Source organism: Arcobacter sp. F2176, from assembly GCF_004116465.1.
GTDB lineage: Bacteria > Campylobacterota > Campylobacteria > Campylobacterales > Arcobacteraceae > Arcobacter > Arcobacter siniprincipis.
On the sequence record NZ_PDJV01000018.1, the window covers coordinates 1 to 24,814 of the forward strand.

A 24,814-nucleotide genomic window follows, 5' to 3' on the forward strand; every position below is an offset into this window, starting at 1 on the left:
TGTATCAAGTATACAACCTGTAAAGTTAAGAGAAATTATAAAAACAACTAGGTATTTTATTAGTATTTTTATTTTCATTTAAATGGCTCCTTGTAATATAACGATTGAAATGAGCCAATAAATTTCCCGCAGGGTCAAATATTTCTCTCCAATGATTTGTTATATAATTATCAATTTTTTTTATTTAATAGATTCTTTTTTCTTTGTTCAAAATAGTTTGTATTAGATTGATACTTATTTTTTATAATCGATACTTTAATAATAGAATACATAAGAACGAATATAACTAAATAAGGTAAAAATAGTTGCAACATATAGACAGTGTAAAACTCTAATTCAGTACCAACAGTACTTAAATATAATGCAATTCCAAAAAGTGTAAAAATATAAAACCTTGAATAACGATACAAATCATTACAATTATAATTTCTAAAATCTTTTTTAATAAAATATTTATAATACACAATAAATCTAAAAAATGCAAAAACAATTGCACTTAAAATCAGCACTACATATCCCACAAACGTAAAATGGTTAAATAATGGATTTTGAGATAACGTACTATTTGTAATAATTGCAATTATTAAAGATAAGCCAAAATACAATGGATGCCCAAACACCATAATAAAAACTAAAAAATAATTAAGTAATTTATTTGAAAATTTGTACTTTTTCAGCAATAAGTCTAATAAAATACCTGAAAAAAATAAAAGAATAAAATATTTCAATCAATTTGCCTTTATATAATGTTTGAATTAAGTGGACGAGGGTATTGACCACTTGATTATTTGAACTACATTCTAGCTTTTTTAGGCTTTAAAGCTTAAATTATCGCAAGTATACCCTCGTTCACTTCTAGGATTTGTTATAATTCTTTTTGAGACAAAATTGTTCTTCGACTATAAACTTCACTAGATTCCATATTCATTAACATTATTTGATTGATACAATTTTTATAATAATGAATTACTATACCAATTTTTGAATTACCTTGAGTTATTTCCCATTGAAATCTTGGTGAATCTTGCCTAATTCTAACTACAGGTACTTGAGGTTTTATTTTTATATAATTTAGTAATTTTTGTTCACTATTTTCAATTGCTAAAGTATCTAAAAATACAATAAGTTTTTCATTACTTTTGGGAAACTCTTTTGTAATATCATCAATTAATATACGATTTGATATTCCTTTTTCCCATGATTTTACTTCAGCTAATTTATTACAATATTCTGTTGCAAAAACAATAGAAAAAGAGATTAGCAACATAATTAAAGTTTTCATTTTCTTTTCTCCAAATTATAACTATTTATTGAATATACATTATATAAATAAAGTACTTAAATTAACTTGTTTATTATATATTCATCTAAATAGTTTATTTTAAGCATTTTTACAGATAAATATTACAAAATGAAATATTTTTTCTATGTATATTTATTATAGATTATAATTATGATGTTTATTTTATATTGATATTTAGAACTTTAATATACATAATGTATGTTAAAAGTGAAAAATTTAACTTTAAATAACATTTTTTATAATATAGGAGTTATTATGGGTAAAAAACTGCTTGATATAATGAGGGATAAAATAAGATTTAAGAATAAAAACTAATCTCTCTTGCGCCCTTTCAGGGTCACGCCTTGTTACTTTTTCCAGCGATAAAATAAGTAACCAAAAAATCTGTTTTCAATTGCTAACGCTAATGTTAGCTTTCATTTGTATTGTTATATTATTATGAGATTAGGTGAAGTTTTCTATTTAAAAAAGTTAAAAGTTTTAGATAAGTATTAGAAATCTGAATAAAGCTGTATATTTTAGCTTCAGACAAGGAAGAGAAGAAAATCAGCGATTGAGCATACAAATAGTATGTGATTGAGCTGATTTTCTTATTTGACGCAGTATCAAGTTAAAAGATACTGCTTTATTTTATTCCCACTCAATTGTTGCTGGCGGCTTTGATGAAATATCATAAACCACTCTATTAATCCCATCAACCTCATTGATAATTCTTCTACTTATTGTCTCTAAAATATCGTGTGGGATATGTGCAAAGGTTGCTGTCATACCATCTGTTGCTTCTACTATTCTTACACAAACAGTGTTGTCATAAGTTCTGTTATCACCCATAACTCCTACTGATTTTACATTTAATAGTACTGTAAATGCTTGCCATGTTTTATCATAGTATCCAGTTGCTCTTAGAACATCTAGCATGATAACATCTGCTTGTCTAAGTAACTCTAAGTCTGGTTTATTTACATCTCCCATAATTCTAATAGCAAGTCCAGGTCCAGGGAAAGGGTGTCTTCCTATCATATCTTTTGGAATACCAAGTTCAAGTCCTAAAAGTCTTACTTCATCTTTGAAGATTTCTCTTAGTGGCTCTATTAAATCAAATGTCATCCAATCTGGAAGTCCACCAACATTGTGGTGAGATTTGATAGTTTTTGAAGGACCTTTTACAGATACTGACTCAATAACATCTGTATAAAGTGTCCCTTGTGCTAAGAATTCTATACCATCATGTTTTTTTGCTTCTTCATCAAATACTTTGATAAATGTTTCACCGATGATTTTTCTTTTAGTTTCTGGGTCTGTTACACCTGCTAGTTTACTTAAGAATTGCTCGCTTGCATCAACTGTGATTAAAGGAACACCTCTTGCTTTAAACATAGCTTCTACTTGTTCTCTTTCATTTGCTCTTAAAAGTCCATTATCAACAAATACTGGGATCAATTGATCACCTATTGCTTCTGCTAAAAGAGTCGCAACTACAGAAGAATCAACTCCTCCTGATACACCACAAAGAACTTTTTTATCTCCAACTTGATCTTGGATTTTTTTGATTTGTTCTTTTGCAAAAGAACCCATGTTCCATGTGCTTTCACAACCACAAATATATTTTGCAAAATTTTTAAGTAGTTTTGCACCCTCAACTGAGTGGTAAACTTCTGGGTGAAATTGAAAAGCATAAACTAATCTATCCAAATCAGCAATAGCTGCATAAGGAGAATTTTCACTTGTTGCGATTTTTTCAAATCCTTCAGGAATAGTTTCTACTCTATCACCATGGCTCATCCATACAGTTTGCCCATCTGTAGTATCTCTAAAAATATCACTTTGTTTTTCAAAATTTAATTTTGCTTTTCCATATTCATGATGATCAGCTGGTATTACACTTCCACCAAAATATTGAGAAATAAGTTGCATACCGTAACAAATACCTAAAATCGGTAATCCAAGCTCAAAAATTTTGCTATCTGGATGATATGAATCTTTTGCATAAACAGATGCTGGTCCACCACTTAAAATTATACCTTTTGGAGTTCTAGCCTTTATATCTTCTATACTTTCACTATATGGAACAATTTCAGAGTAAACTCCTGCTTCTCTTAGTTTTCTTGCTATGATTTGAGTATATTGACTACCAAAATCTAATACAACGATTGGTACATGTTTCATTTATTATTTTCCTTCATATTTTACACTTCTTGGTGTTTGGGTATTACAATTTTTAATGAGGGATTTTATCTAAATAGTTGTAAAAAATTGGTTAAGCGATTATTTCATCTTTTTTTCTTGAAGATTTGTTTTCCCACATTTGGGACAAGGATTTCCAGGGTTGCTATAACAAGAGTAACAAAACATAGCATCACAACCTTCACAAGTATGTTTACAATGCTTACAGACATAAGTTCTTGCTCTTTTAAATTTTTCTTTTTTAGAAGTTCTAAAAATCCAAGAAAACATTGAAACTCCTTTTAATAAAAAAAGGCTACTAAGAAAAAACTTAGTAACCTTTTATTTTGTTTATTGATAAACTATATAGTTTATCCTGCGTGATAAAAACCTATAATTTCGTATTGTAAATACCAAATAGCTACAGATGTAAAGTATCCAATTAAGATAGTCCAAGCATATTTCATATGTGAACCAAAAGTATAAATACCATGTAATTTACCCATAACACCAACACCAGCAGCAGAACCAAATGAGATTAAAGAACCACCAACACCAGCTGTCAACGTTACAAGCATCCATTGGTCAAGTCCCATTTCTGGTCCTGCTTTTAAAACAGCACTCATAACAGGTACATTATCAACTATAGCTGAAAGGAAACCAACACAAATATTTGCAATCGTTGGTCCTAAAACAGATGGTTGATAAACATGAACTGCTAATCCTAGCCATCCTATAAAATATAACGCACCAACTGCTGCTAAAATACCAAAGAAGAATAATAATGTATTATTTTCAATTTTAGCCATTGAATGGAAAATATTAAAGTGGTCTTTCCCATATTTTTTCTTTAAACCATAAGAATAAACTTTAAGTAAAGCTAAACCAAACATCATACCCCACATAGCTGGTAAATGTAATACTTGGTGTCCAACAACTGCAGAAAAAATCGTAAATATACCAAGTCCCATAACTACCTTTGCACCTTCAGCCATAACTGGAACTTTTTCAGTAGAAACATCAAATGCTGGAACTTCATTTGGAACAAATCTTGATAAAATAATTGCTGTAACTAAATATCCACCAATAGCTGCTGGAAATAAGAATAAGAAATCAGAAAAATCACCTTTTCCTGCTGTCCATGCCATAAGAGTAGTAATATCACCAAAAGGAGACCATGCACCACCTGCATTTGCAGCAACTACGATATTTATAGCACCTGGAACTAAAAAGTCTTTTCTAGTCTTTTCAATAGTGATAAGAACTGTTGATAAAATCAAGGCAGTTGTTAAGTTATCAGCAATTGGTGAAATAAAGAAAGCCAAAAGACCAGTTACCCAAAAAAGTTTTCTATATGTATAACCTTTTGATACAAGATTATATTTTAACTTATCGAATACACTCATATGAATCAAAGATTCAATATATGTCATTGCAACAAATAAGAAAAAGAAAATACCAGCAATCTCTAAAATAAGATGTGATGCTTCATTGTGTACAGCATCCATATCTAAGCCATTCATTGCGTAATAAACAGCAACTAACATGAACATCAATGTACCTATTAGTAAAGCAGGTTTCGCTTTATCAATTTCATATTTCTCTTCTGCAGCTACAAAATAATAACCTATAACAAAAATAAACAAACATGAAATACCAACCCAAGTCATAGTAAGATCAGGGTTTACTTGTGCTTCTCCTCCACCACTAGATGCAAAAGATGCAACAGTAAGTAAAAGTAATGACACCAAAACTTTTAACATTAATTCTCCTTAATAAAATGTGCACCCAACGATTTTTTTCGTCCAAGGGCACTAGTTAATATAGATTTTGCCGTAAGCAATCTTAAAAACAACAGCCTACCAACATCTTCTTTTAAAAATATTTCTATTTGATTTAAAGCAGTGCGTAAATCTGACTCATTTCGTACAATAGACGCACTTTCCCACATAAGTTTTCTTAATAAATCTTTTATATCTTTATCGATAATTTTATTTCTTATATGGGTATTTATTTTTTTATCATATGATTTTGAATCTATTTCGAAGTGATTTTTCATACTATGCTCAACTGCAATTTTTGAGAAAACAATTCCTTCTAATAAAGAGTTTGAAGCCAATCTATTTGCCCCGTGAACACCAGTACAAGCACATTCACCTATTGCATATAGGTTTTTCATACCTTCTACTTGTGCATCTAGATTTGTAGGAATTCCTCCCATTGTATAATGAAAAGCAGGAGAAATTGGAACTTTTTCAAATGGAAGTTCAAAACCTAGATCTTTTAGGTTTGCATATATATTTGGGAATCTTTTTTTGAAAAATTCTTTTTCAAAGTTTTTAAAAGAGAGAAATACACCTTTGCCAGTTTTTGTAGCATAATCAAATATTGCACGACTTACAATATCCCTTGGTGCTAACTCTCCATCTTCATGGTATTCAAATAAAAATCTTTTATCATCATCATCAACTATATGTGCACCCTCACCTCTTAAAGCTTCACTTAAAAGTGGTTTTCTAGCAAAGTGAGTTCCCCTTACAACCGTTGGATGGAATTGAATCATCTCCATATCTTTTAGTGAAATACCTTTTTCCAAACATATACCTTGTAACTCACCAGATATTGAAGTTGAATTTGTATGATATTTATATAAAGAACCTACTCCTCCACTTGCTATTATTGTATTGTGGGCATAGGCAACTTTTTCTTCTGTCTCATTTATAAAGTATTGAACTCCATAACAAACATCATCTTTGATAAGTAAATCACTTACAACAACATTTGTAACTAACTCATGGGGAAAGTGTTCTATTAAGAACATATGTATCATTCTTCCTGTTGCATCACCATCTGCATGTAAAATTCTACTTCTACTATGGGCTGCTTCTTTTGTAAGTGCAATTTGTCCTTTTGCATTTAAGTCAACTTTTAAACCAGCTTTTATCATGTCATTTACTGCTTCATTTGACTTTTCACTTAGAAGTTTTACAGCAGCTTGATTATTATGATGAACACCCGCATTTAAAGTATCTTCTATGTGAGCTGGGATATCTTCCCTATCAACAGCAAAAGCAACACCACCTTGAGCCCAAAAAGTATTGCACTCCCAAGGAGATTTTTTAGACAACAAAAGTACTTTTTTATCTTTAGGGATAAGTCTTGCTGCATTTAAACCAGCAACCCCAGAGCCTATAATTACATAATCATAGATCACTTCTTAATTACCTCTTTTGTATTGTCAACATACTTAGGATCAGCCTTAAAACCACATCCTGACAAACTTAATAAAAATAGTGTTATAATGATTGCATGAAAAATGCTAGCGAAATTCTTACTCATTTGAAATATTATCCTGAATTTAAAAAAATTAATACCAATATTACAATAGAAAGATTAATTAAGTCCTTACCTCTAAAACTAAATAAAGGCATAAAATTTGGTTATATAAAAAACCAAACTCTTTTTTTCGTATTAAAACATCCTGTTTATAAAATGGAGTTTGAGTATAACAAGAGTTTGATAAAATCACTTTTAAAAAAAGCAAATATTGCAAATGTAAATGACATAAAATTTTTCGTAACCAATGTTATTGAAAAAAAAGAAGAAGTAAAAAAGGATGAAGATTTTTACAAAGAACGTTCTTATGGTATCTTTGAAAACTTTTGTGAAAATGAAGATTTACGAAAGAAATTTGAAGATATTAGAAAGATAATTAAAAAGTCTTAAGTACTTTTTCGCAATTTTTATACTCAGGGCAGTATATTTCCACCAAATCCCAAAACTTTTTAGAGTGATTTTTATGTTTTATATGAGCCAATTCATGAATTACAACATATTCTATGACATTTGCTGGAAACTTTAGTAAGTTTAAATTTAAATTTATAGTGTTGTCATAAGAGCAAGAACCCCATCTTGACTTGTTGTTTCTATATTTAATATTTTTGGGGAAAAGTTGCATAATTTCTGCTTGATTATTTACTATTGGAGTTATGATTGAAGAGGCTTTACTTTTGTAAAAAGTAATTAAATCAAAATCAGTAAAATCTTTTTTTTCAAAAGCTTCACCCAAATAATAAAATTTATCAGCAGAAATTTTTGTCGATTTTTTATTCAAATGCTTTAATATCCACATTTCTTTTCTCTTTATCAAATCTTTTGCTTCATCTACGGAGAAGTATTTATTAGCTGTAATTTGAATAGAATTATTCTCTATTATTCTTAAATAACAATGTCTTACATTTCTTTTATTTATTAATTTTGCATCTACTTCTTTTTCCTGCAATAAAACTTTAAATTTCAATATTATCCTTAAGTATTTTTTTGATAAAATCCGACAACTATTATATTCAAATATAATAAAAAATACATTGAGGAAAATAATGAAAATTGCAAAAAGAATGGAGAACCTATCTCCGTCGGTTACAATGGCTATTACTGCTTTAGGAAGAGAGCTTAAAGCACAAGGTAAAGACATTCTAAGTTTTAGTGCTGGTGAACCAGATTTTGACACGCCTGATATAGTAAAACAAGCAGCAATAAAAGCGATTCAAAATGGTCATACTAAGTATACGGCTGTTGAGGGTATCACAGAAACTAAAAAAGCAATCATTAATAAACTAAAAAAAGACCATGGATTAAATTATACTTTAGATGAAATAATAATCTCAAATGGAGCAAAACACTCTTTATTTAATCTTTTTCAAGTATTAATTGAAGAAGGTGATGAAGTTATTATTCCTTCGCCTTATTGGGTAACTTATCCAGAACAAGTTAAATTTTCAGATGGAGTACCTGTTTTTATTGAGACAGATGATACTACAAGTTTTAAAGTAACTGCTGATCAAATAAAAGAAGCTATTACTCCTAAAACAAAAGTGTTATTATTAAATACTCCTTCAAATCCAACAGGAGCTGTTTATACTAAAGAAGAATTAACTGCTATTGGAAAAGTTTTAGAAGGTACTGATATTTTAGTTCTTTCTGATGAAATGTATGAAAAAATTATATATGATGGGAAAAAGTTTTGTACAGCAGCTGAAGTAAGTGAAGATATGTTCCAAAGAACAATTACTATCAATGGACTTAGTAAAGCAGTTGCTATGACTGGTTGGAGATTTGGATATCTTGCAACTCCACAAAAAAACTTAGTAAAAGCTATGATAAAACTTCAAGGTCAAGTTACATCAAATGTAAACTCAATCACTCAATATGCTGCAATCCCTGCACTTGAAGGTGAAGCTGATGATACAATCGAAATCATGAGAAAAGAGTTTGAAAAAAGAAGAGATATAGCTGTTGAAAGATTTAATGCTATTAAAGGGATCACTTGTCTTAAACCAGATGGTGCTTTTTATCTGTTTATAAATATCAAAGAACTTACATTTGATTCTATGAAGTTTTGTTCAGATTTATTAGCAGAAAAAGGTGTAGCAGTGGTGCCAGGTCTTGCATTTGGTACAGAAGGATATTTTAGATTTTCTTTTGCTACAGATTTAGATTCTATTTTAAAAGGTATCACAAGAATAGAAGAGTTCGTAAACGAGAACTACTAATATTATGTCTCCACAAAGGAAAGCAACCGTTATATCATCTAGCGTTGCAGCAATTCTTACACTAATAAAATTAGCTGTAGGAATTGCAAGTGGATCTGTGGCAGTTTTAGCTTCTGCTGTTGATTCAATCTTAGATATGTTTGTATCTGTTTTTAACTACTTTGCTATTTCAAATGCAGAAAAACCAGCTGATAAATATTTCAATTATGGAAGAGGTAAAATTGAAGCCCTAGCTTCCGTTATTGAAGGTACAATTATCACTCTATCTGGATTTTTTTTATTATATCAAGCCATTGAAAAAACTATAACAGGAGAAGTTTCAAAGTACTTAGAAGAGTCTTTAACTGTGATGATAATTTCTTTAATTATTACTACATCTTTAGTTATTTATCTTAATTATATAGCTAAAAAAACAAATAACATGGTTATAAAAGCTGATTCTTTGCACTATAAAACAGATGTATATACAAATGTTGCAGTATTGTTATCTTTAGTTTTAGTTAAATTTACTGGATATGAAATAATTGATATATTTATTGGTGCTTCAATTTCATTATATATCATATATTCGGCCTACGAACTAATCCAAAATGGAGTATTAGTATTATTAGATAAAGCTGTTTCTCAAAAAATAGTAAAAAGAATTGAAAATATTTTTATTGCAGAAGAGAGGGTAAATAATCATCATCTACTTAAAACAAGAGAAGTTGGAAACAAAATATTTGTTGAAGTTCATTTAGTATTTGATTGTCTTATTACTTTAATGGAAGCACATAAAATTTCAGATAAAATAGAAAATAAAATTAGAAAAATTGATAAAAAGAAAAAATGGGTTATCAACATACACATGGATCCATATGATGATTTTGATTCAAATGACGAAGGGAATGAGTTACATTAATGTAAACAAATACAATGAAAAATAAAATTATAAAAAAAGTATTATTATACTCTTCTATTTCAATACTTCTTTCTTTATTTCTTTCATTTACTTATATATTTTTCCCACAACTACCCCAAACCTTTGATAATAGTATAAGAGATAGCCTTTTTAAAATAAGAGGAGAAATCCCAAATAGTGAAAATGTTTTTATTGTTGATATTGACGAAAAATCTATCCAAGCTTTAGGTCAATGGCCTTGGTCTAGAAATAAAATAGCTAAAATCTTAGAAAACCTTACAAACGCAGGGATTGGACTCATCGCATTTGATGTTGTTTTTGCAGAAAAGGATAGAAGTTCTCCAAAAGAAATATTAGAGAAATATAATATAAAAAGGGACGATGTACCAGATTATGATAAAATTTTTGCAAAAACTGTAGCAACTACACCTACGATATTGGGCTATCAATTTAATCTAGAAAAAAATAATAATCATACAAATAAAAAAGCTCCTTCTATCCCTGCAATTTTTATAGAAAAGAATAAGAACCCAGAACAAAATTATCTTATAAAAGCCACTGGAACTATTTTAAATATTCCAATGGTTCAAGATAATGCATACTCAAGTGGATTTTTTAATAATGTTCCAGATGAATCAGGAATTATAAGAAGTGTACCCTTAATCATCTCATATAATGATATTATTTACCCTTCACTTGCTTTAGAAGTATTAAGAGTCATTACTGATACAAAAAGAGTTATCATAAATTATGACGAAGATGGTGTTGAAAATGTAAAATTAAATGACATAACAATTCCAACAGATAGACATGGAAGAATAATTGTAAATTTTAGAGGAAAAGAAGGAAATTTTAAATATATCTCTGCATTAGATATATATAATGAGAATTTTGATAAAAAATATATAGAAGGTAAAATAGCACTTGTAGGAACTTCTGCTGCAGGATTACTTGACCTTCGAGCCACTCCTTTTGAGTCTGTTTATCCAGGTGTTGAAGTTCATGCAAATGTTATTGATAATATTTTGACAGGTGATTTTATTTATAAAGCGTCTTGGATAGATGGAGCAAACTTAGTGATAATTTTTATATTATCTTTAATTCTTATATTAGCTATAACTTTTACACCTTTTTGGTATAATCCTTTTATCACAATAGCATTTTTAGCAGCTACTTTTTATACTTCTTATTATGCCTTATTTACGAAAGGCTTGGTATTTAATATATTCTTTCCTTTGATTACTATTATTTCAGCAGCTATTATTTCTACACTTCTTGATTATCTTTTTGAAATAAGACAAGAAGAAGCTATAAAGAAAAAATTTGCTTCAAAAGTATCAAAAGATGTAATGGATAATTTACTTAAAAATATGGATAATAAAGGTTTTCAAGCTATGGAAAAAGAAGTTACTGTCTTTTTTAGTGATGTTAGAAGTTTCACTCAAATATCTGAAAAAATGGGAGATGCCAAAAACTTAATTAAATATTTAAATCAATATATGGAACCTATGAGTAATATAATTACAAAATACCAAGGAACTATTGATAAATATATTGGTGATGCTATCATGGCGTATTGGAATGCCCCTGGAAATGTGGAAAATCACCCAGATAAAGCTGTTCTTGCTGCACTTGAACAAATAGCTCACCTAGAACCTTTAAATAAAGAGTACGACAAAGATAACAAACCCCATATCGATATAGGAATTGGTCTAAATACAGGTATGGCAATTGTAGGAGAGATGGGAAGTAGTGGAAGAAGTGATTATACTGTTATTGGAGATGCCATAAACCTTGGTGCAAGATTAGAATCCCTATGTAAATTTTATAACTCAAAACTAAATATCTCAAACTTTACAAAAGATGCTTTAAAAGAAGACTATATCTTTAGGTTTTTAGATTTAGTAACAGTAAAAGGTAAAATAGAACCCGTAGAAATTTGGCAAGTATATGGAAAAGGTCAAGCACAAGGGGCACAAAAAGAAGAGTTAGAAAAACACCATGAAGCAATTGAATTATATAAAAACTCACAATTTAAAGAGGCTTTAGTTATTTTTGAAGAGTTAGAAAATAGCCAAACAAAAACTAATAATAATGTTTATAAAATCTATATAGAAAGATGTAATGAGTTTATAAAACACCCACCAGAAAACTTTATTGGAGTTTACGAGCACACTACTAAAGGCTAAATTTTCAATTTCTTTTCAATTTGGTTATACTAAATAAAAAGGATAAGAAATGCAAACAGCTATAATTTTAATCTATATTGTTATGTTTATAATAGCCTTTTTCTTAAGTCTTTCTAGTGTGAGATATTTTATTACTATGTGGAAGTATAAAAATAGAAAGAAAGATGGAAGTGAAGATAAGGATTTTAAAAAGTTTGATTAAACTTTTTTATGACCATAATTGCAATTTTGGCAAGTGAGAAACTGCTTTTAAAATATCTGTTTTAGAGATAATTCCAATTAAAATATCATCATCAACGACAGGAATAGCATCAAGTTTATAGTCAATCATAACTTTAGCCACTCTTCTTATATCAGAAATTGGATCTGTTGTTATAACTTCAGGTAAAAATATATCCTCTAATGTTCTATTTAATATTGCAGTTGAATTATCCATATCAGCCATCAAAAGGTTTAGTATTATTTTTTTACTTATCAAGCCTATTATTTTTCTCTCAGTTGAGATTACGGGTATTTGCATTACTCCATACTCTTTTAAAAGGTTATATGATTCTTCTATACTTGCTTTTGTATCAATAGTAAATACATCTTTTGTCATAATATCTTTTACTTGGTAAATAGGTTCAGATGTATCCATATTTGCTATTTTTTTATAGGAATTTATTACTTCATCATTATTTCTAGGATTCTTTTTTTTATGTGAAAAATGTTCAACAAGTTCATCATCTGGACTAAATTTTGCCCCAGTTGATTTATCAATTGGTTTAACTTTATATAAATCATCAGCTGTTGTCTGAACACCTATTATTCCATTTTCATATATTGTAAACATTGTATTTCCTTTTAAAAGTTATTAATTGTAACATCATTTAGAGATTAAATACAAATTATTTAATATAAAAAAATCTGATTAAGTTCATTGTACCTTTTTCATATTTCATTTTTATCTTTTAAGCTTTCTTTATGGAACAAAAAAATATCCTCTTGAAGACTTAGCAGTCTTCGCTTCTCTTACTTTTGTATTGACGAAAAGTAAGCAAAAACAACTACGGCTTCGAAGCCAAAGGTTCCCTCACTTATTATTTTTATCTTTTCTGATTGGTAAAACTCGTTTATTAAAACTTGCATTTAGCAACTTTTAAACACTCAGGCAGTTACCAATCTTATTTAGAAAAGAGAAAAATAAACGCTCGGCTTCTGTAGATGTAGCAATATTCTTTGATGTCGTAGCATTACTTTATGAATTCACAGTTAAGATTCTAATGGATTTCTTTCTGCCTTTGATGAAGCTAAGATTTTAGGCTTTATTTTCGGTGAAAAGTGAGAATATGTCTGAGCGTGAAGAAAGAGTGCTAAACGCACTCTTTTAGTGAGTCTTCGAACGCAGAGAAGAAAGACTAAAAGCTTAGGTAGCTTTGCCTTCATCAATTTGGCAGTCTTTTTTGCTTACTTTTTTGAGACCATGCGGGAACGCAGTGACTAAATCCCGAAGGGTAAAAAGTAAGAGAAACGAAGACCGTCAGGTATTCATGATAATTTACTTAAATAAAGAACCTTCATCTATTATCTTTCTAAATTTCTCTTTTGTCCAAATTAAATTATAATATACATGTTCACTATATTGAATTGCTTTATTATAAGATTTTTCATCTTTTGGGATAAATAAAGCTCTTACTTTATTTATACAGGCATCTTTAAATATTTTATTATCCCTTGTCATAAAAATTGCATTATTTACCTTTGATAACAAAGCAATAAATCTATCATTTCTATGTTTTTCTGATGTATTATTTATAAAGTCATCATATTCATTTGAATAAAAAGAACCTTGCCCAAAACCTAATGCATTTGGGTTATCAGCAAAACCAAAAAAACCAATTCTTTTAAATTCTATTTCTGATAATTTATTTATAAGTTTTTCTTTTTTAGAATTTAAAATTTCATTCTTAACATAAGTTGGAACCCAAATTTCAATATCTAGTTTTTCAAAAAAACTTTTTGTCAAACCTAATTCACAACAATAATCTATTATATTTGAATCAATAACTAATCTATTCATTAATATTATTTCCTATCTTTATATAATTATAACCAATAAGTTTTAATGTAACTAATATCTTTATAAATATTAAAAGCAGGATATAACAGATATTTAGATACTATACCTACCCAAATTAATAAATAATATATAGGATTTTAAAACTCATATGGCACTAATAGACTTACAAAACATCTCAAAACAATACGACATCAAAGTAATACTTAAAAATGTGAACTTTACACTAAACCAAGGGCAAAGAATCGCTGTCATTGGACAAAATGGTCAAGGAAAATCAACCCTTCTTAAAATCATCACTGGTGAAGTGGAAGTTGATAGTGGGGAAATGGCTATTGATAAATCTCTTAAAATAGAGATGCTAGCCCAACAACCAAAATTCAAAGACAACTTGATGGTAAGAGATGCTATTGAAGAGCAACTTGTTGAAGTAAAAAGTGCTAAAGATGAATATGAAGAGATATCTAATAAACTAATGACTGATTATGAAAATAATGCCCTCCTTCATAGACAAAGTGAACTAGCTACATTTTTAGAGTTTCACAATGCTTGGGACTTGGATAATCTGATTGAACGAGTATTGATAGAGTTCCACCTAAAAGAGTTTGAACACAAAGATGTAAATCTCTTAAGTGGAGGAGAACAAAGACGAGTTAGTCTTGCTGGATTGTTACTTAGAAAACCAGATGTTTTACTTCTAGATGAGCCTACCAATCACCTTGATGTTTATATGGTAGAGTTCCTTGAAGAACTACTTATTAAAAACAACTTTACACTTATCTTTATCTCACATGATAGATACTTTATAGATAATATTGCAACTGAGATTATAGAAGTAGAAAATGGTGAAATCAAAAAATACAAAGGTGGATATACTGCTTACTTAGAACAAAAGCAACAAATGCTAGAAATCATGGAAAAAGAACACCACAATCTAATAAGAATGGTAAAAAGAGAAGCTTACTGGATGCAACATGGAGTTACAGCTAGAAGAAAAAGAAATGAAAGAAGAAAATCAGAATATTTTGACCTAAAAAAACAAGCTAGATCAAACCCCTCACTTATAAAAAAGATGAGTGTAGAACTTCAAAGGGAACAAAAAGCATTTAATAGCGAAGATGTAAAAATTCAAAATAAAAGAAAGATGCTTTTTGAACTAGATGACATATCAAAAACACTTGGAAATAAACTTCTCATCAAAGACTTTACAGCAAGAATCCTACAAAAAGATACTATAGCAATAGTAGGACCAAATGGTACTGGAAAATCAACTATGCTAAGAATCTTTATGGGCAAACTTCAAATCGATAGTGGTAGCTTTAAAAAAGGCGATTTTAAAATCGGATATTTTGACCAACATAGAGAAATGCTAGATGATAACAGAAATCTTTTAGAAACCTTTTGTCCAAATGGTGGAGATAGAGTTGTACTTCCAGATGGAAGAAACTTACATGTATTTGGATATTTAAAAAACTTTTTATTTCCTAGAGAATATTTAGATAAAAAAATTGGCGTACTAAGTGGTGGTGAAAAAAATAGAGTTGCCCTTGCCCTACTTTTTACTAAAGATATTGATTGTATGGTTTTAGATGAACCTACAAATGACCTTGATATTCCGACAATTAATATCCTTGAAGAGTATTTGCAAAATTTCCAAGGTGCACTTATATTTGTATCACATGATAGGTATTTTGTAGATAAGATTGCAAAAAAACTTTATGTTTTCAAAGGTAAAGATGGTGAGATTTTTGAATCATTCCAACCATATACTGAATATCTTGAGATAGAAAAAGAGATAAAAGAATTAGAAGCTTATGAAAAAGAGTTAGCAAAAGAAGAGACTACAAAAGCAAAACAAACAACTAACACTAAAAAGCAAACAAAACTAAGCTACAAAGACCAAAGGGATTATGATAATCTCCCAAAAGAGATAGAAGACTTAGAATCAAAAATAGAAGAGATAAATGAGTGTTTATCAAATCCTTCTTGTTATGAACAAAAAGGAATAGTAGCCGTTTCGCAAGAATTAGAAGAGACAAAGTCAATCTATGAAAAAAAAGTTGAGCGATATTTAGAACTTGAAGAACTAATAGAAAGTTTTAACGCATAGTTTGCTACAATAAATAAATTTATAAATTATAAAAGGATTACTAATATGAGTTTAAAAGAACAACTAAAATCAGATTTAAAAGATGCTATGAGATCAAAAGAGATTGTAAAAAGAGACTCTATAAGAGCTATTAATACAATGATAAAACAAATCGAAGTAGATGAAAGAAAAGAGTTAAATGATGAAGATGTTATTAAACTTGTACAAAGAGGTATCAAACAAAGAGAAGAAGCTTCTATCCAATATAAAGATGCGGGAAGAGATGATTTAGCCCAAGTAGAACAAGAGCAAATCGAAGTATTTAAAATATACTTACCACAACAACTAAGTGATGAAGAACTAGAAACTGGAATGAAAGAAGTAATAGCAGAAGTTAAAGCAACAACTATAAAAGATATGGGAAAAGTTATGGGAACTGCAAGTAAAAAGTTTGCAGGCGTTGCTGATGGAAAAAGAATAAATGAAATGGTAAAAAAACTTTTAGCATAAAAAAGGGAACTCATGACAAATATTGAGAAGATAGCTACCAAGACATTAGAAGTATTAAAAGAGCGAAATATTCAACCAACTCCTAATGAATACAACAAAGAATTTTGTAATCTTGCAAAAGAGCAAAATGAAAAAATAGAAGAATGTAATTTATTTAAAAACTTAGTTAGTAAACTAACACCCCAAGAGAGGGATGAATTAAACGCAAATGATGTTCAGACATTTGAAGAACTTATTGCCCTACTTTTAAAAAGAGTTCATATTAAAAATGTCTCAACATTAGCTTCTATTATAAAACAAGCATTATCGCCATCAATCAATATTCACCTTGATGAACAACTCACAAATTTTTCTATTAAAATCGGTGATTCTCCAGAACTTATCTTTGAGGAAGATATACAAAAAGAGATGCAAAAATTTTTAGAAAAAAGATTTACAACAGATCAAACCCTACTAAAAGAAAAAACTGCTGATATAGCAAAACTAGTAACTCTTATGGGAAAACACCTAAAAGAGGCAATTAACAGTAACCAAAATAGTTCTAGCAATGTAACCAGCATAAAAGATGAACTTACATCAATAGATTTAGAAGATAGTAATATTTCAGAATTAGTAGCTTTACAAAATAAACTTATAAGTGCTGCTTCTAGTATCGAAACAGAGATGAATGAAGTAAATAAAAAATTATCAACTGGTGAAAACCATGTAAAAGACTTAGAAAACAAAGTTCAGAATTTAGAATCTCAATTAAAAGAAGCAAAAAAAGAGGCAATCATAGACCACCTTACAGGACTTCTTACAAGAAGAGCTTATGATACAGAGATAAAAACTATAGATAAAAATTTCGAGCGAGAAAATATACAATATGCAATAGTCTTCTTTGACTTAGACCACTTCAAAAATATAAATGATTCATTTGGTCATGAAGGTGGAGATACAGTATTAAAAACTTTCTCAAAAATACTAAAAAGTCAAACTAGAGAAAATGATATCTTAGCTAGATATGGTGGAGAAGAGTTTGTAGCAACTGTTGAATATAAACTAAGAAGAGAAGTTTTACAATACTTAAAAAGAATAAAAAATATTGTAAATGAAAATAGCTTTAATTATAAAAATAATAAAATAAAAGTGACCTTCTCAGCTGGTGTAGTTCTAAGAAATGACCATAAAACTTACCATGACGCGATACAAAAAGCAGATATACTTCTATATCAAGCAAAAAATGATGGTAGAAATAAAATAATACTAGAAGATGGATTAGTAATATAAAACTAAGTTATGGCTAAATCATCATCAAAGATGATTTAACCTATAAAAATAAAAAGTAACTTAGAATGTCATACCAAGTTGTAACATAAATCTTGTATTATAATCATCTCTACTAGTAACTCTAGCAGCTCCAACTTTATGAGCTAAGTGAGTATTCATAAAAAAACTCTTATATGAAGCACTATAACTCACTCCAATATCTTGCAAAGTTCTACTTTTATCATTTGTGACATTTCTACTCATATATACTCTTCCCACATCGTAAAAGATACCAATTTTTGAATTTAACTCATTAAATGAAGGTAAAGAATAAGTTAACTCAGTAGTATAAATATATCCATTTTCAGCACTCTCTTCTCCACTAGGATAAAATTTAACTCCATTTATTCCACCTAAACTCAAATCTTCACTTCCATCTAGATTTTTATTTCCAAGAGCATATTGAAGTTGAAGTTTATTTTTCCAATTTATTTTCTCATTAAGTAAAGTATTGTTTTCTAATTCAATATTTATTTTTGAGAAGTTTCCATTTGTATTTGCTCCTTTTTTATCATCTGCTTCATCAACTGAATTATTAAAATTCAATCTACCAAGACTAAGAGAAGTATCTATTTTTGTTTGTGAATATTTACCAAAAATAAGATGGTTTTTTGAATAATCAACTCCAACTTTAGAAACTACTGTATTCTTTTTTACATTTGATGAAGTAGCTCTAATCTCATCATTCATTTTATTATATGATGTTCTTAAGTATGTATTTAAATTCTCACCGTTTGAGCGAATAATCGGATAAGTAAATAAAGCTACAAAACTATCAGCACTTCCTAAAGCATCAAGATTTTCATATTTATCTCCTAACTCATAAGTAGTTTTAGAGTAACTTACTTCTCCCCTCAATCCGTTTTCATATATGGGAAATCCATACCCTACTCTTCCATTTAATAAACCCATATTTTCAGAACTCAAAGCAGACAAAGAGATTTTATCTCCTATTTTAAAAGGAGAGTTGATATCTACTCCTGCCATTATTCTATGTTTACCTGTATAATCTGAACCATAATTATCCCCAATAACATAACCATTGTATGGTTCAGTTGTTTGAGTTCCTATTATAAAGTCACTTGTGCCCACTTCTTTTCCAGCAGCAATTTTTGTACTACTTACTTTTACCCCAGGAGTATCATTGATTAAAAGCAATGCTCTTTGTAAGTCTTTTCTAACGATTACTTGTTTATTTTTTGCAACATCAAGTGTAGCTTGTAAAATAGAGTCTTTTACTAGGGAACTGTTTTCTAATTTAAACTCTCCATACTCCCCTTCGATAATTGCTATTTTAAGAACCCCATCTTGTGCTTGTAATTCTTGAGTAGGTATATAAGCTCTTGCTACAAAATACCCCTCATCCCTATAGGCTTTAGTAATAAGTGCTACTATCTCTTGAATCTCTTTAAAGCTTAACTCTTTTGATTCATAAGGTTTTAAAACAGTCTGTAATTTTTTAGTGCTTAGTTGAGTATTTCCACTTATTAAATAACTTTTGATAAATACTTTTTTGCCATCTTTAAAACTTTTTTTATACTCATCACTCTCTTGTTGTAAAGGAGGTAGAACCTCTTTTTTCTTTTCTATCTTTGGTGGTTTTACTTCATTTAAAACATCACCGATATTTGGTATAGGTGCTGAATACAGACTTAATGTTGTTGCTAATAGTATTGATGTTTTTTTCATTTTTATTTCCTTTTATATTTTTCTTTTTAGATTAATTTCTTTTCTTTATCATCATTTTTATCATCACTCTCTAAATTAAACTCTTGTTTACTTCCAAAGGGAAGATTGATACCACCATTTAGTACTTTCATCACAATTCCGGGGATAAGTGCTAGTTCATTAGTATCTAGTTGTTGTAAGATTGTTTTTATATCTATTCCACTTTTTAGTAATGTTTCTATATCTTTATTTGTTAGTACTGTTTTATTTACTATAGTTGAAACTATCGTACTTAAATCAGGTGTTGTAGTTTTAGCAACAGGTATAGCTCCTATTTGCACACTATTATTAGCTGAATATGCTAAAAGTGATGGAAGTTCATAGTTGCTAGCTAGTCCACCATTTTCTCCATCTTGTATGATAATCTCTTTTATAAAGTTATCTGCTATTGGATTACTTGAATTAGCTTTTGCTTGTGTATACTCTAATGTCTCAGCTCCTACAAGATTCCCAAAGCTTACAAAGCCTGTGAGATCAGCTGTTCCATCATAATCTTTTTTTGCTTCTAAGGTTAAGGCTCTTTTTGTTATATCTGCAGTTGCAGAGTTTGTAGTAGAGATAGAATAATTACCTGAATCAACTCCAGCTAAAGATATCCCTGCAATATTTACAGTTTTTCCAGTCCCTGCATTTTTATCTATGAAGTTTGCATTTTGAGATAAAGCAACAGTATCTCCAGAAACTATTCCGTTTAATGTTCCATTGACAACTGCATTTGTATTTCCATCATATACTTTATTAGCTGCTGTGTAGTTTGCTGTTATAGATTTTTTATTTGTAGTTAAAGTACCTGTATCATATTTTATAATATACCCTTGTTGAGAAGAGTATAAACCATCTACATTTATTGTAGCTGTTCCTGCATTTTTTAAATCACCACTTGAAGTATAATTTAAAGTACCATTTACTAAAGAGTTATCGTAAGTTGGATTTGAGTAAGTCACTCCTGCACTTCCACTATAAGTTGTACCATCATAAGTTCTTGTAGCATCATTTGCTTTTACAGTAATTTCTGTCATAAAAGCTCTTAAAAGTGGTCTTGTATGACCTTCATAGATTATCCAATCATTTGTAAAGTCAAAGCCTGTATAAGTATCTTTACTAAAAGCATTTATTGTATTGGTTGAGCTGTAGATTCCTGTAGCTCCAGCTGAACTTCCATTTCCTACGCCATTTGTTTGACCTGTGGTGTCTATATCCCAATATGAGTTTGTGATGTTTGATTTAAAACCCCAACTTCCAACTAATCCTCCACGAAAAGAAGAAGAACTACTTCCATTTACTTCTGCTATCACATACGAATTTGTGATTGTTGTTGAACCAGTACTTCCAACTAATCCTCCAACAGAACTATATCCTGTTATCTTTCCTGTTACATATGCGTGGTTGATAGTTGAATATAGATCCATTCCAACTAGTCCTCCAACAAAAATATATCCTCTAATATCCACATTGGTAAGTCCTACATTTGATATAGTTGCTGCATTACTTGTCGTACCAAACAACCCTACTTTATCTTCACCACCTCTATTGATATACAAGCCATCTATAACATAACCTTTACCATCAAAGACTCCTGTAAATTGTGTATCTATATTAATTGTAGAGTTATCTCCTAATTGTTTAAATCCATAGTAACCACCACTTCCATCACTATTCCAATTTCTCGTATCACTTGCATCTATGTTTGAACCTAATTCATATCTACCATTTAAAGCTTGACTTATCCATTGGAGTTGATTGATATTATTTATGATTACTTTTCCAGTAGTTGCATCAAACTTTATTGCTGCATTTCTATTAACTGCATTAAAGTAAACTCCACCATTAGTATTATTGGTATTTTCTATAGTTGCATTTACATATATCTCATCACCAGCAGTTAAAGTAAGCTTTGTAGCATCACCCCAAGTGATATTTTCATTTACAGTTATATCTTGATCTGCTTGAAGTTCTACATCAGCAGAAGAAAGAGCACTTTGAATTGCTGTTGCACTTACACTTCCTCCACTTAAGTCAGTTCCTCCTGTAGATTCTATAGTCATATTAACTGGATCTAAAAGCCATTTTGAAGTTTCTATAGAAGTTGTAGAAGCTACATTTAACTCTTTTCCAGAAGTCTCTACAAACCCACCTTTAGCTTTTATAGTTCCATCAATGTTTGCAGTTCCCCCATGGGCATATAGTTCTACATGTCCGTTTATTCCATCTAGTGAGTTTGCTTCTATGATTCCTGTATTATTTACAACTGCTCTTAGAAGTTCATCTACTGCATGGGTAGTTAGATATACTTCTCCACCATCTGCTAGTATAGTTCCTGAATTTTCTACTAGGGCATCTAATGTTCCTTTATCTACAGACAAGTCTATTAAAGAGTTACCATTTAGATTTATAGTATATTCATCAGCTGATGTAAGTTGTACTCTTCCTTTTACTGCTTCTATAGTTCCACTATTTTTCGCTTCATTAGAAGCAAAGATTACATAACCATTATTTTTAACTTTTATAGTACCTTGGTTGATAACAGATTCTGTAGAATCTCCTGTAAAACTATAGTTTCCTTTTTGAAAGTTAGTATCTGAGATATCTTTAGTTGTAGCTAATAAGCCTGCAGTGTTTATACTTGCATTTTTACCAAAGAGTACTCCATTTGAGTTTAATATCCAAACTTGACCATTTGCATTTAAAGCACCATCTATAATACTTCTTTCATTTCCTATTACTCTATTGAGAGTTATACTATTTACATTTGGTTGATTGAAGTTTACTGTTTCATGGGAAGCTATATTAAACTTGTTCCAGTTTATACTAGCCTTTTGTGTGGATTGGTTTATATTTGTTGTATTTCCACTTTGGTGTATACTTGCAGACCCTGATGTTACAACTCCCCCAGAGGGAGCTGCAAAGCTAAGAGTTACGCCACCTAGTAGTGCACTTACTACTAGACTTACTTTTCCCCCTTTTAGGATTCTAAAACGGGAACTATAATTTAGATTTGCTTTCATGATATATCCTTAAATTAAGAAGAAGATAGATTCTTCTTTTTCTATTTAAGTATTATATTTAGCTATCGTTATTTTCATCGTTATATTTTTGAATTTTATTTTTAAACCATAAAGATATATGTGTTCCTTTATCAACTTTTATATCAAGTTTTCCTTCTAATTGTTCTGTTGCAAGTGATTCAACCATCATTTCGCCAAAGCTTGCTTCTGTGTTATGACTTTTCCCTACACCATTATCTGAAACTTCTAGGAGTGTCCCATTATTTACACTATGTAGTGAAATTTTTATGATTCCCCCATTTGAATCAAAAGCATGCTTGATGGCATTGGTCACCAGTTCATTTACAATAAGACCACAATAAATTGCCTCTTCTATTTCAAGAAAAGAGTTTATATCAAGCTCACATTTGATATTTTCAAGTTCAAAACTCTCCTTTATGTTTTGTAAAACTTTTTCAAAATACTCTTTGGCATCAATATTTACAATATCTTTTTGATTGTAAAGCATCTGGTGAACGATACTCATCGCATGGATTTTTCTCTCCACATCATGCAGTTTTTCTTGAATAAATTCATCGTTATTGTCATTGAGTTTAAGTGCATACAGTGAAGTGATAAACTGCATGTTGTTTTTCACACGATGATGTAACTCTTTGAGTAAAAGTTCATTTTGTTTTAATTCATTGTTTAACTCTTTGGTTCGTTTGTTAACTATTTTTTCTAAGCGGATAGATTCATTTTGTTGTTGTATTAAAAGTGATTGTGTTAAATCATTTTTTTTATTTTCTAATGTTTTGATACGATATGCCAATGATATAGCAAATAAAATAACCTCTGCTGCAATAAGAGTTTCAAAAGTATATTCAAATATATATTTGATTGGAAAGATACCCATATATTGAAAAAACAGTGAAAGCCATGCTAATAAAGCAAAACTCCACCCCAATAAGAAAAATTTTGCTTGAGGATTTTTTTTGTATAAAGCATAAAAACCTATCCATAAAAAATAATATGGGGTAAAAAACTGAAAAAGAACGACTTGTGGAATGGTAAAAATATTAAACAGTTGTAAAACAAAATATATAGGAATGATATAAATAAGAAGCTTCAAACTAAAATCTATTTTAGGATAAAGAACCGTATCTAAAAACTTTCTTATAAACAAAGCCATTGTAAAAGTAACGAAAACATTTACATAAAAAACATTTACATAAAAAATCTTTTTAACAAACTCAATATCATCCATAGGGAAAAGATAAAGTTTTGGGTATATAGAAAATTGACCTTGTAATAAAGTTGCGATTAGATATAAAAAATAATACAGATAAATTTTATCTTTTGTAAAAATGAATAAAAAAATATTATACAAAACAAGAGAAAATATACCACCAAAAAAAAGTGCCCATATAATTTGACGAAAAGTATCTTCTTTGTAAAACTCTTTTGGCGCATAAAGTTCTGGCTTGAACCAAAGTGAAAGTTTTTCATTTTTCACATTCAAATAATACATCTCATAACTATTTGCCTTGATAGCAATTGGGATATTAAGTGTAACAAGACCATGGAATTTTTCAAGATAGTAAATGCCTGTTGTTTTCGTTGATAATACTTTGTTATTTGAAACTTCATATAAATCAATTCTTTCTATAGAGAAATTATCTATTTTTAGAATCTTTTGTATAGCTTTATTTGTTGGGTTTTGAAGTTCAAATTTTATCCATACACCTTCAGGAACTAAATTACAATAATCAATAGCTTTTTTATTGGTTGTAATAAATTTATCATCATTTTTTAAAATAGTATTTATGGTCTCATGATTACCCATATCATGGTATATTTTGGAGTGGGGTAATAGCTCTATAGTTGCTTGTGTATTAACAAGAATAGTTGCTTGTAAATTTATATATAAAAAAACTAATAAAATAATTAGATAACGCATAAGACTCTTTTTTTCAAAAGTTTAACATAAAAAAAGTAATGTTTTTACAATATAACGATAAATATAACGCA

The 24,814-nt window shown here is 29.4% G+C and carries 20 protein-coding genes; 8 read left to right on the forward strand and 12 right to left on the reverse strand.

Translation table 11 applies throughout. From position 1 onward, the window contains the following. Positions 1–170 precede the first annotated feature (170 nt). The 6 genes from CRU95_RS13275 to nadB form a co-directional block, all read right to left on the reverse strand. Positions 171–728 (reverse strand): hypothetical protein, encoded by a 558-nt coding sequence (locus CRU95_RS13275; RefSeq protein ID WP_129101599.1) that lies wholly within the window; start codon positions 726–728, stop codon positions 171–173. Between the two features lie 137 nt (positions 729–865). Next, positions 866–1,282 (reverse strand): hypothetical protein, encoded by a 417-nt coding sequence (locus tag CRU95_RS13280; protein WP_129101600.1) that lies wholly within the window; start codon positions 1,280–1,282, stop codon positions 866–868. A gap of 651 nt (positions 1,283–1,933) precedes the next feature. After that, positions 1,934–3,469, reverse strand: a complete 1,536-nt coding sequence (gene guaA / locus CRU95_RS13285; RefSeq protein WP_129101601.1) for a glutamine-hydrolyzing GMP synthase — start codon at positions 3,467–3,469, stop codon at positions 1,934–1,936. Between the two features lie 99 nt (positions 3,470–3,568). Beyond that, on the reverse strand, positions 3,569–3,757 hold the full coding sequence (locus CRU95_RS13290; protein WP_129101602.1) for a hypothetical protein: 189 nt from the start codon (positions 3,755–3,757) through the stop codon (positions 3,569–3,571). A gap of 80 nt (positions 3,758–3,837) precedes the next feature. Beyond that, entirely contained in the window at positions 3,838–5,229 is a 1,392-nt protein-coding gene (gene nhaD / locus CRU95_RS13295; RefSeq protein WP_129101603.1) for a sodium:proton antiporter NhaD, read from the reverse strand. Further along, positions 5,229–6,680, reverse strand: a complete 1,452-nt coding sequence (nadB, locus tag CRU95_RS13300; protein ID WP_129101604.1) for an L-aspartate oxidase — start codon at positions 6,678–6,680, stop codon at positions 5,229–5,231. The genes nhaD and nadB overlap by 1 nt, the downstream gene beginning before the upstream one ends. A gap of 95 nt (positions 6,681–6,775) precedes the next feature. On the opposite strand from nadB, the gene CRU95_RS13305 reads away from it, so the two are divergent. After that, on the forward strand, positions 6,776–7,192 hold the full coding sequence (locus tag CRU95_RS13305; RefSeq protein WP_129101605.1) for a DUF721 domain-containing protein: 417 nt from the start codon (positions 6,776–6,778) through the stop codon (positions 7,190–7,192). Here CRU95_RS13305 and CRU95_RS13310 read toward each other — a convergent pair. Next, positions 7,179–7,766 carry a M48 family metallopeptidase gene (locus CRU95_RS13310; RefSeq protein WP_129101606.1) on the reverse strand — a complete coding sequence of 196 codons (588 nt, stop codon included), beginning with the start codon at positions 7,764–7,766 and terminating at the stop codon, positions 7,179–7,181. The genes CRU95_RS13305 and CRU95_RS13310 overlap by 14 nt on opposite strands. 79 nt (positions 7,767–7,845) lie before the next feature. Here CRU95_RS13310 and CRU95_RS13315 point away from each other — a divergent pair, with 79 nt between their 5' ends. From CRU95_RS13315 to CRU95_RS16655, 4 genes are read left to right on the forward strand one after another with little or no spacing between them, the layout of a single operon-like run. Next, on the forward strand, positions 7,846–9,018 hold the full coding sequence (locus CRU95_RS13315) for a pyridoxal phosphate-dependent aminotransferase (RefSeq protein WP_129101607.1): 1,173 nt from the start codon (positions 7,846–7,848) through the stop codon (positions 9,016–9,018). Positions 9,019–9,022: 4 nt separating this feature from the next. Beyond that, positions 9,023–9,919, forward strand: coding sequence for a cation diffusion facilitator family transporter (locus CRU95_RS13320; RefSeq protein ID WP_258238725.1), 897 nt, complete (start codon positions 9,023–9,025; stop codon positions 9,917–9,919). A 14-nt stretch (positions 9,920–9,933) separates the two neighbouring features. Continuing rightward, the gene (locus CRU95_RS13325) at positions 9,934–12,108 is read left to right on the forward strand and encodes a CHASE2 domain-containing protein (RefSeq protein WP_129101609.1); all 2,175 of its coding nucleotides are present in this window, start codon (positions 9,934–9,936) and stop codon (positions 12,106–12,108) included. Positions 12,109–12,157: 49 nt separating this feature from the next. After that, positions 12,158–12,310, forward strand: coding sequence for a hypothetical protein (locus tag CRU95_RS16655; protein ID WP_164969791.1), 153 nt, complete (start codon positions 12,158–12,160; stop codon positions 12,308–12,310). 6 nt (positions 12,311–12,316) lie between these two features. Here the strand turns inward: CRU95_RS16655 and CRU95_RS13330 are convergent, their stop codons facing one another. Both CRU95_RS13330 and CRU95_RS13335 read right to left on the reverse strand, forming a co-directional pair. After that, complete coding sequence (locus CRU95_RS13330; RefSeq protein ID WP_129101610.1) at positions 12,317–12,940, reverse strand: HPP family protein; 624 nt, start codon at positions 12,938–12,940, stop codon at positions 12,317–12,319. A 705-nt stretch (positions 12,941–13,645) separates the two neighbouring features. After that, positions 13,646–14,167: a hypothetical protein gene (locus CRU95_RS13335; protein ID WP_129101611.1), complete on the reverse strand. Its 522-nt coding sequence runs from the start codon at positions 14,165–14,167 to the stop codon at positions 13,646–13,648. A gap of 148 nt (positions 14,168–14,315) precedes the next feature. On the opposite strand from CRU95_RS13335, the gene abc-f reads away from it, so the two are divergent. Genes abc-f through CRU95_RS13350 form a run of 3 tightly spaced genes read left to right on the forward strand, consistent with a single transcriptional unit; the run spans position 14,316 to position 18,032 of the window. Next, complete coding sequence (gene abc-f / locus CRU95_RS13340; RefSeq protein ID WP_129101612.1) at positions 14,316–16,274, forward strand: ribosomal protection-like ABC-F family protein; 1,959 nt, start codon at positions 14,316–14,318, stop codon at positions 16,272–16,274. Positions 16,275–16,319: 45 nt separating this feature from the next. Beyond that, positions 16,320–16,763, forward strand: coding sequence for a GatB/YqeY domain-containing protein (locus CRU95_RS13345; RefSeq protein WP_129101613.1), 444 nt, complete (start codon positions 16,320–16,322; stop codon positions 16,761–16,763). A 12-nt stretch (positions 16,764–16,775) separates the two neighbouring features. Then, entirely contained in the window at positions 16,776–18,032 is a 1,257-nt protein-coding gene (locus tag CRU95_RS13350; protein ID WP_129101614.1) for a GGDEF domain-containing protein, read from the forward strand. A gap of 60 nt (positions 18,033–18,092) precedes the next feature. Here the strand turns inward: CRU95_RS13350 and CRU95_RS13355 are convergent, their stop codons facing one another. The 3 genes from CRU95_RS13355 to CRU95_RS13365 are packed head-to-tail and all read right to left on the reverse strand — an operon-like array spanning position 18,093 to position 24,743. Then, a complete protein-coding gene (locus CRU95_RS13355) occupies positions 18,093–19,760 on the reverse strand; it encodes a ShlB/FhaC/HecB family hemolysin secretion/activation protein (RefSeq protein WP_129101615.1) in 1,668 nt (555 codons plus the stop codon). A gap of 26 nt (positions 19,761–19,786) precedes the next feature. Further along, positions 19,787–22,804 carry a filamentous hemagglutinin N-terminal domain-containing protein gene (locus CRU95_RS13360; RefSeq protein ID WP_129101616.1) on the reverse strand — a complete coding sequence of 1,006 codons (3,018 nt, stop codon included), beginning with the start codon at positions 22,802–22,804 and terminating at the stop codon, positions 19,787–19,789. A gap of 58 nt (positions 22,805–22,862) precedes the next feature. Then, the gene (locus tag CRU95_RS13365) at positions 22,863–24,743 is read right to left on the reverse strand and encodes a 7TM diverse intracellular signaling domain-containing protein (protein WP_129101617.1); all 1,881 of its coding nucleotides are present in this window, start codon (positions 24,741–24,743) and stop codon (positions 22,863–22,865) included. Positions 24,744–24,814: the final 71 nt, after the last annotated feature.

Excerpts from the sequence above, each read along its gene's own strand:
- CRU95_RS13330 (WP_129101610.1), bottom strand. The coding sequence starts at position 12,940 with ATGTTTACAATATATGAAAATGGAATAATAGGTGTTCAGACAACAGCT.
- CRU95_RS13325 (WP_129101609.1), top strand. The coding sequence starts at position 9,934 with ATGAAAAATAAAATTATAAAAAAAGTATTATTATACTCTTCTATTTCA.
- CRU95_RS13350 (WP_129101614.1), top strand. The coding sequence starts at position 16,776 with ATGACAAATATTGAGAAGATAGCTACCAAGACATTAGAAGTATTAAAA.
- CRU95_RS13305 (WP_129101605.1), top strand. The coding sequence starts at position 6,776 with ATGAAAAATGCTAGCGAAATTCTTACTCATTTGAAATATTATCCTGAA.
- CRU95_RS13365 (WP_129101617.1), bottom strand. The coding sequence starts at position 24,743 with ATGCGTTATCTAATTATTTTATTAGTTTTTTTATATATAAATTTACAA.
- CRU95_RS13290 (WP_129101602.1), bottom strand. The coding sequence starts at position 3,757 with ATGTTTTCTTGGATTTTTAGAACTTCTAAAAAAGAAAAATTTAAAAGA.
- CRU95_RS13280 (WP_129101600.1), bottom strand. The coding sequence starts at position 1,282 with ATGAAAACTTTAATTATGTTGCTAATCTCTTTTTCTATTGTTTTTGCA.
- CRU95_RS13320 (WP_258238725.1), top strand. The coding sequence starts at position 9,023 with ATGTCTCCACAAAGGAAAGCAACCGTTATATCATCTAGCGTTGCAGCA.
- CRU95_RS13315 (WP_129101607.1), top strand. The coding sequence starts at position 7,846 with ATGAAAATTGCAAAAAGAATGGAGAACCTATCTCCGTCGGTTACAATG.
- CRU95_RS16655 (WP_164969791.1), top strand. The coding sequence starts at position 12,158 with ATGCAAACAGCTATAATTTTAATCTATATTGTTATGTTTATAATAGCC.
- guaA (WP_129101601.1), bottom strand. The coding sequence starts at position 3,469 with ATGAAACATGTACCAATCGTTGTATTAGATTTTGGTAGTCAATATACT.
- CRU95_RS13355 (WP_129101615.1), bottom strand. The coding sequence starts at position 19,760 with ATGAAAAAAACATCAATACTATTAGCAACAACATTAAGTCTGTATTCA.
- CRU95_RS13345 (WP_129101613.1), top strand. The coding sequence starts at position 16,320 with ATGAGTTTAAAAGAACAACTAAAATCAGATTTAAAAGATGCTATGAGA.
- CRU95_RS13335 (WP_129101611.1), bottom strand. The coding sequence starts at position 14,167 with ATGAATAGATTAGTTATTGATTCAAATATAATAGATTATTGTTGTGAA.
- abc-f (WP_129101612.1), top strand. The coding sequence starts at position 14,316 with ATGGCACTAATAGACTTACAAAACATCTCAAAACAATACGACATCAAA.
- CRU95_RS13360 (WP_129101616.1), bottom strand. The coding sequence starts at position 22,804 with ATGAAAGCAAATCTAAATTATAGTTCCCGTTTTAGAATCCTAAAAGGG.
- nhaD (WP_129101603.1), bottom strand. The coding sequence starts at position 5,229 with ATGTTAAAAGTTTTGGTGTCATTACTTTTACTTACTGTTGCATCTTTT.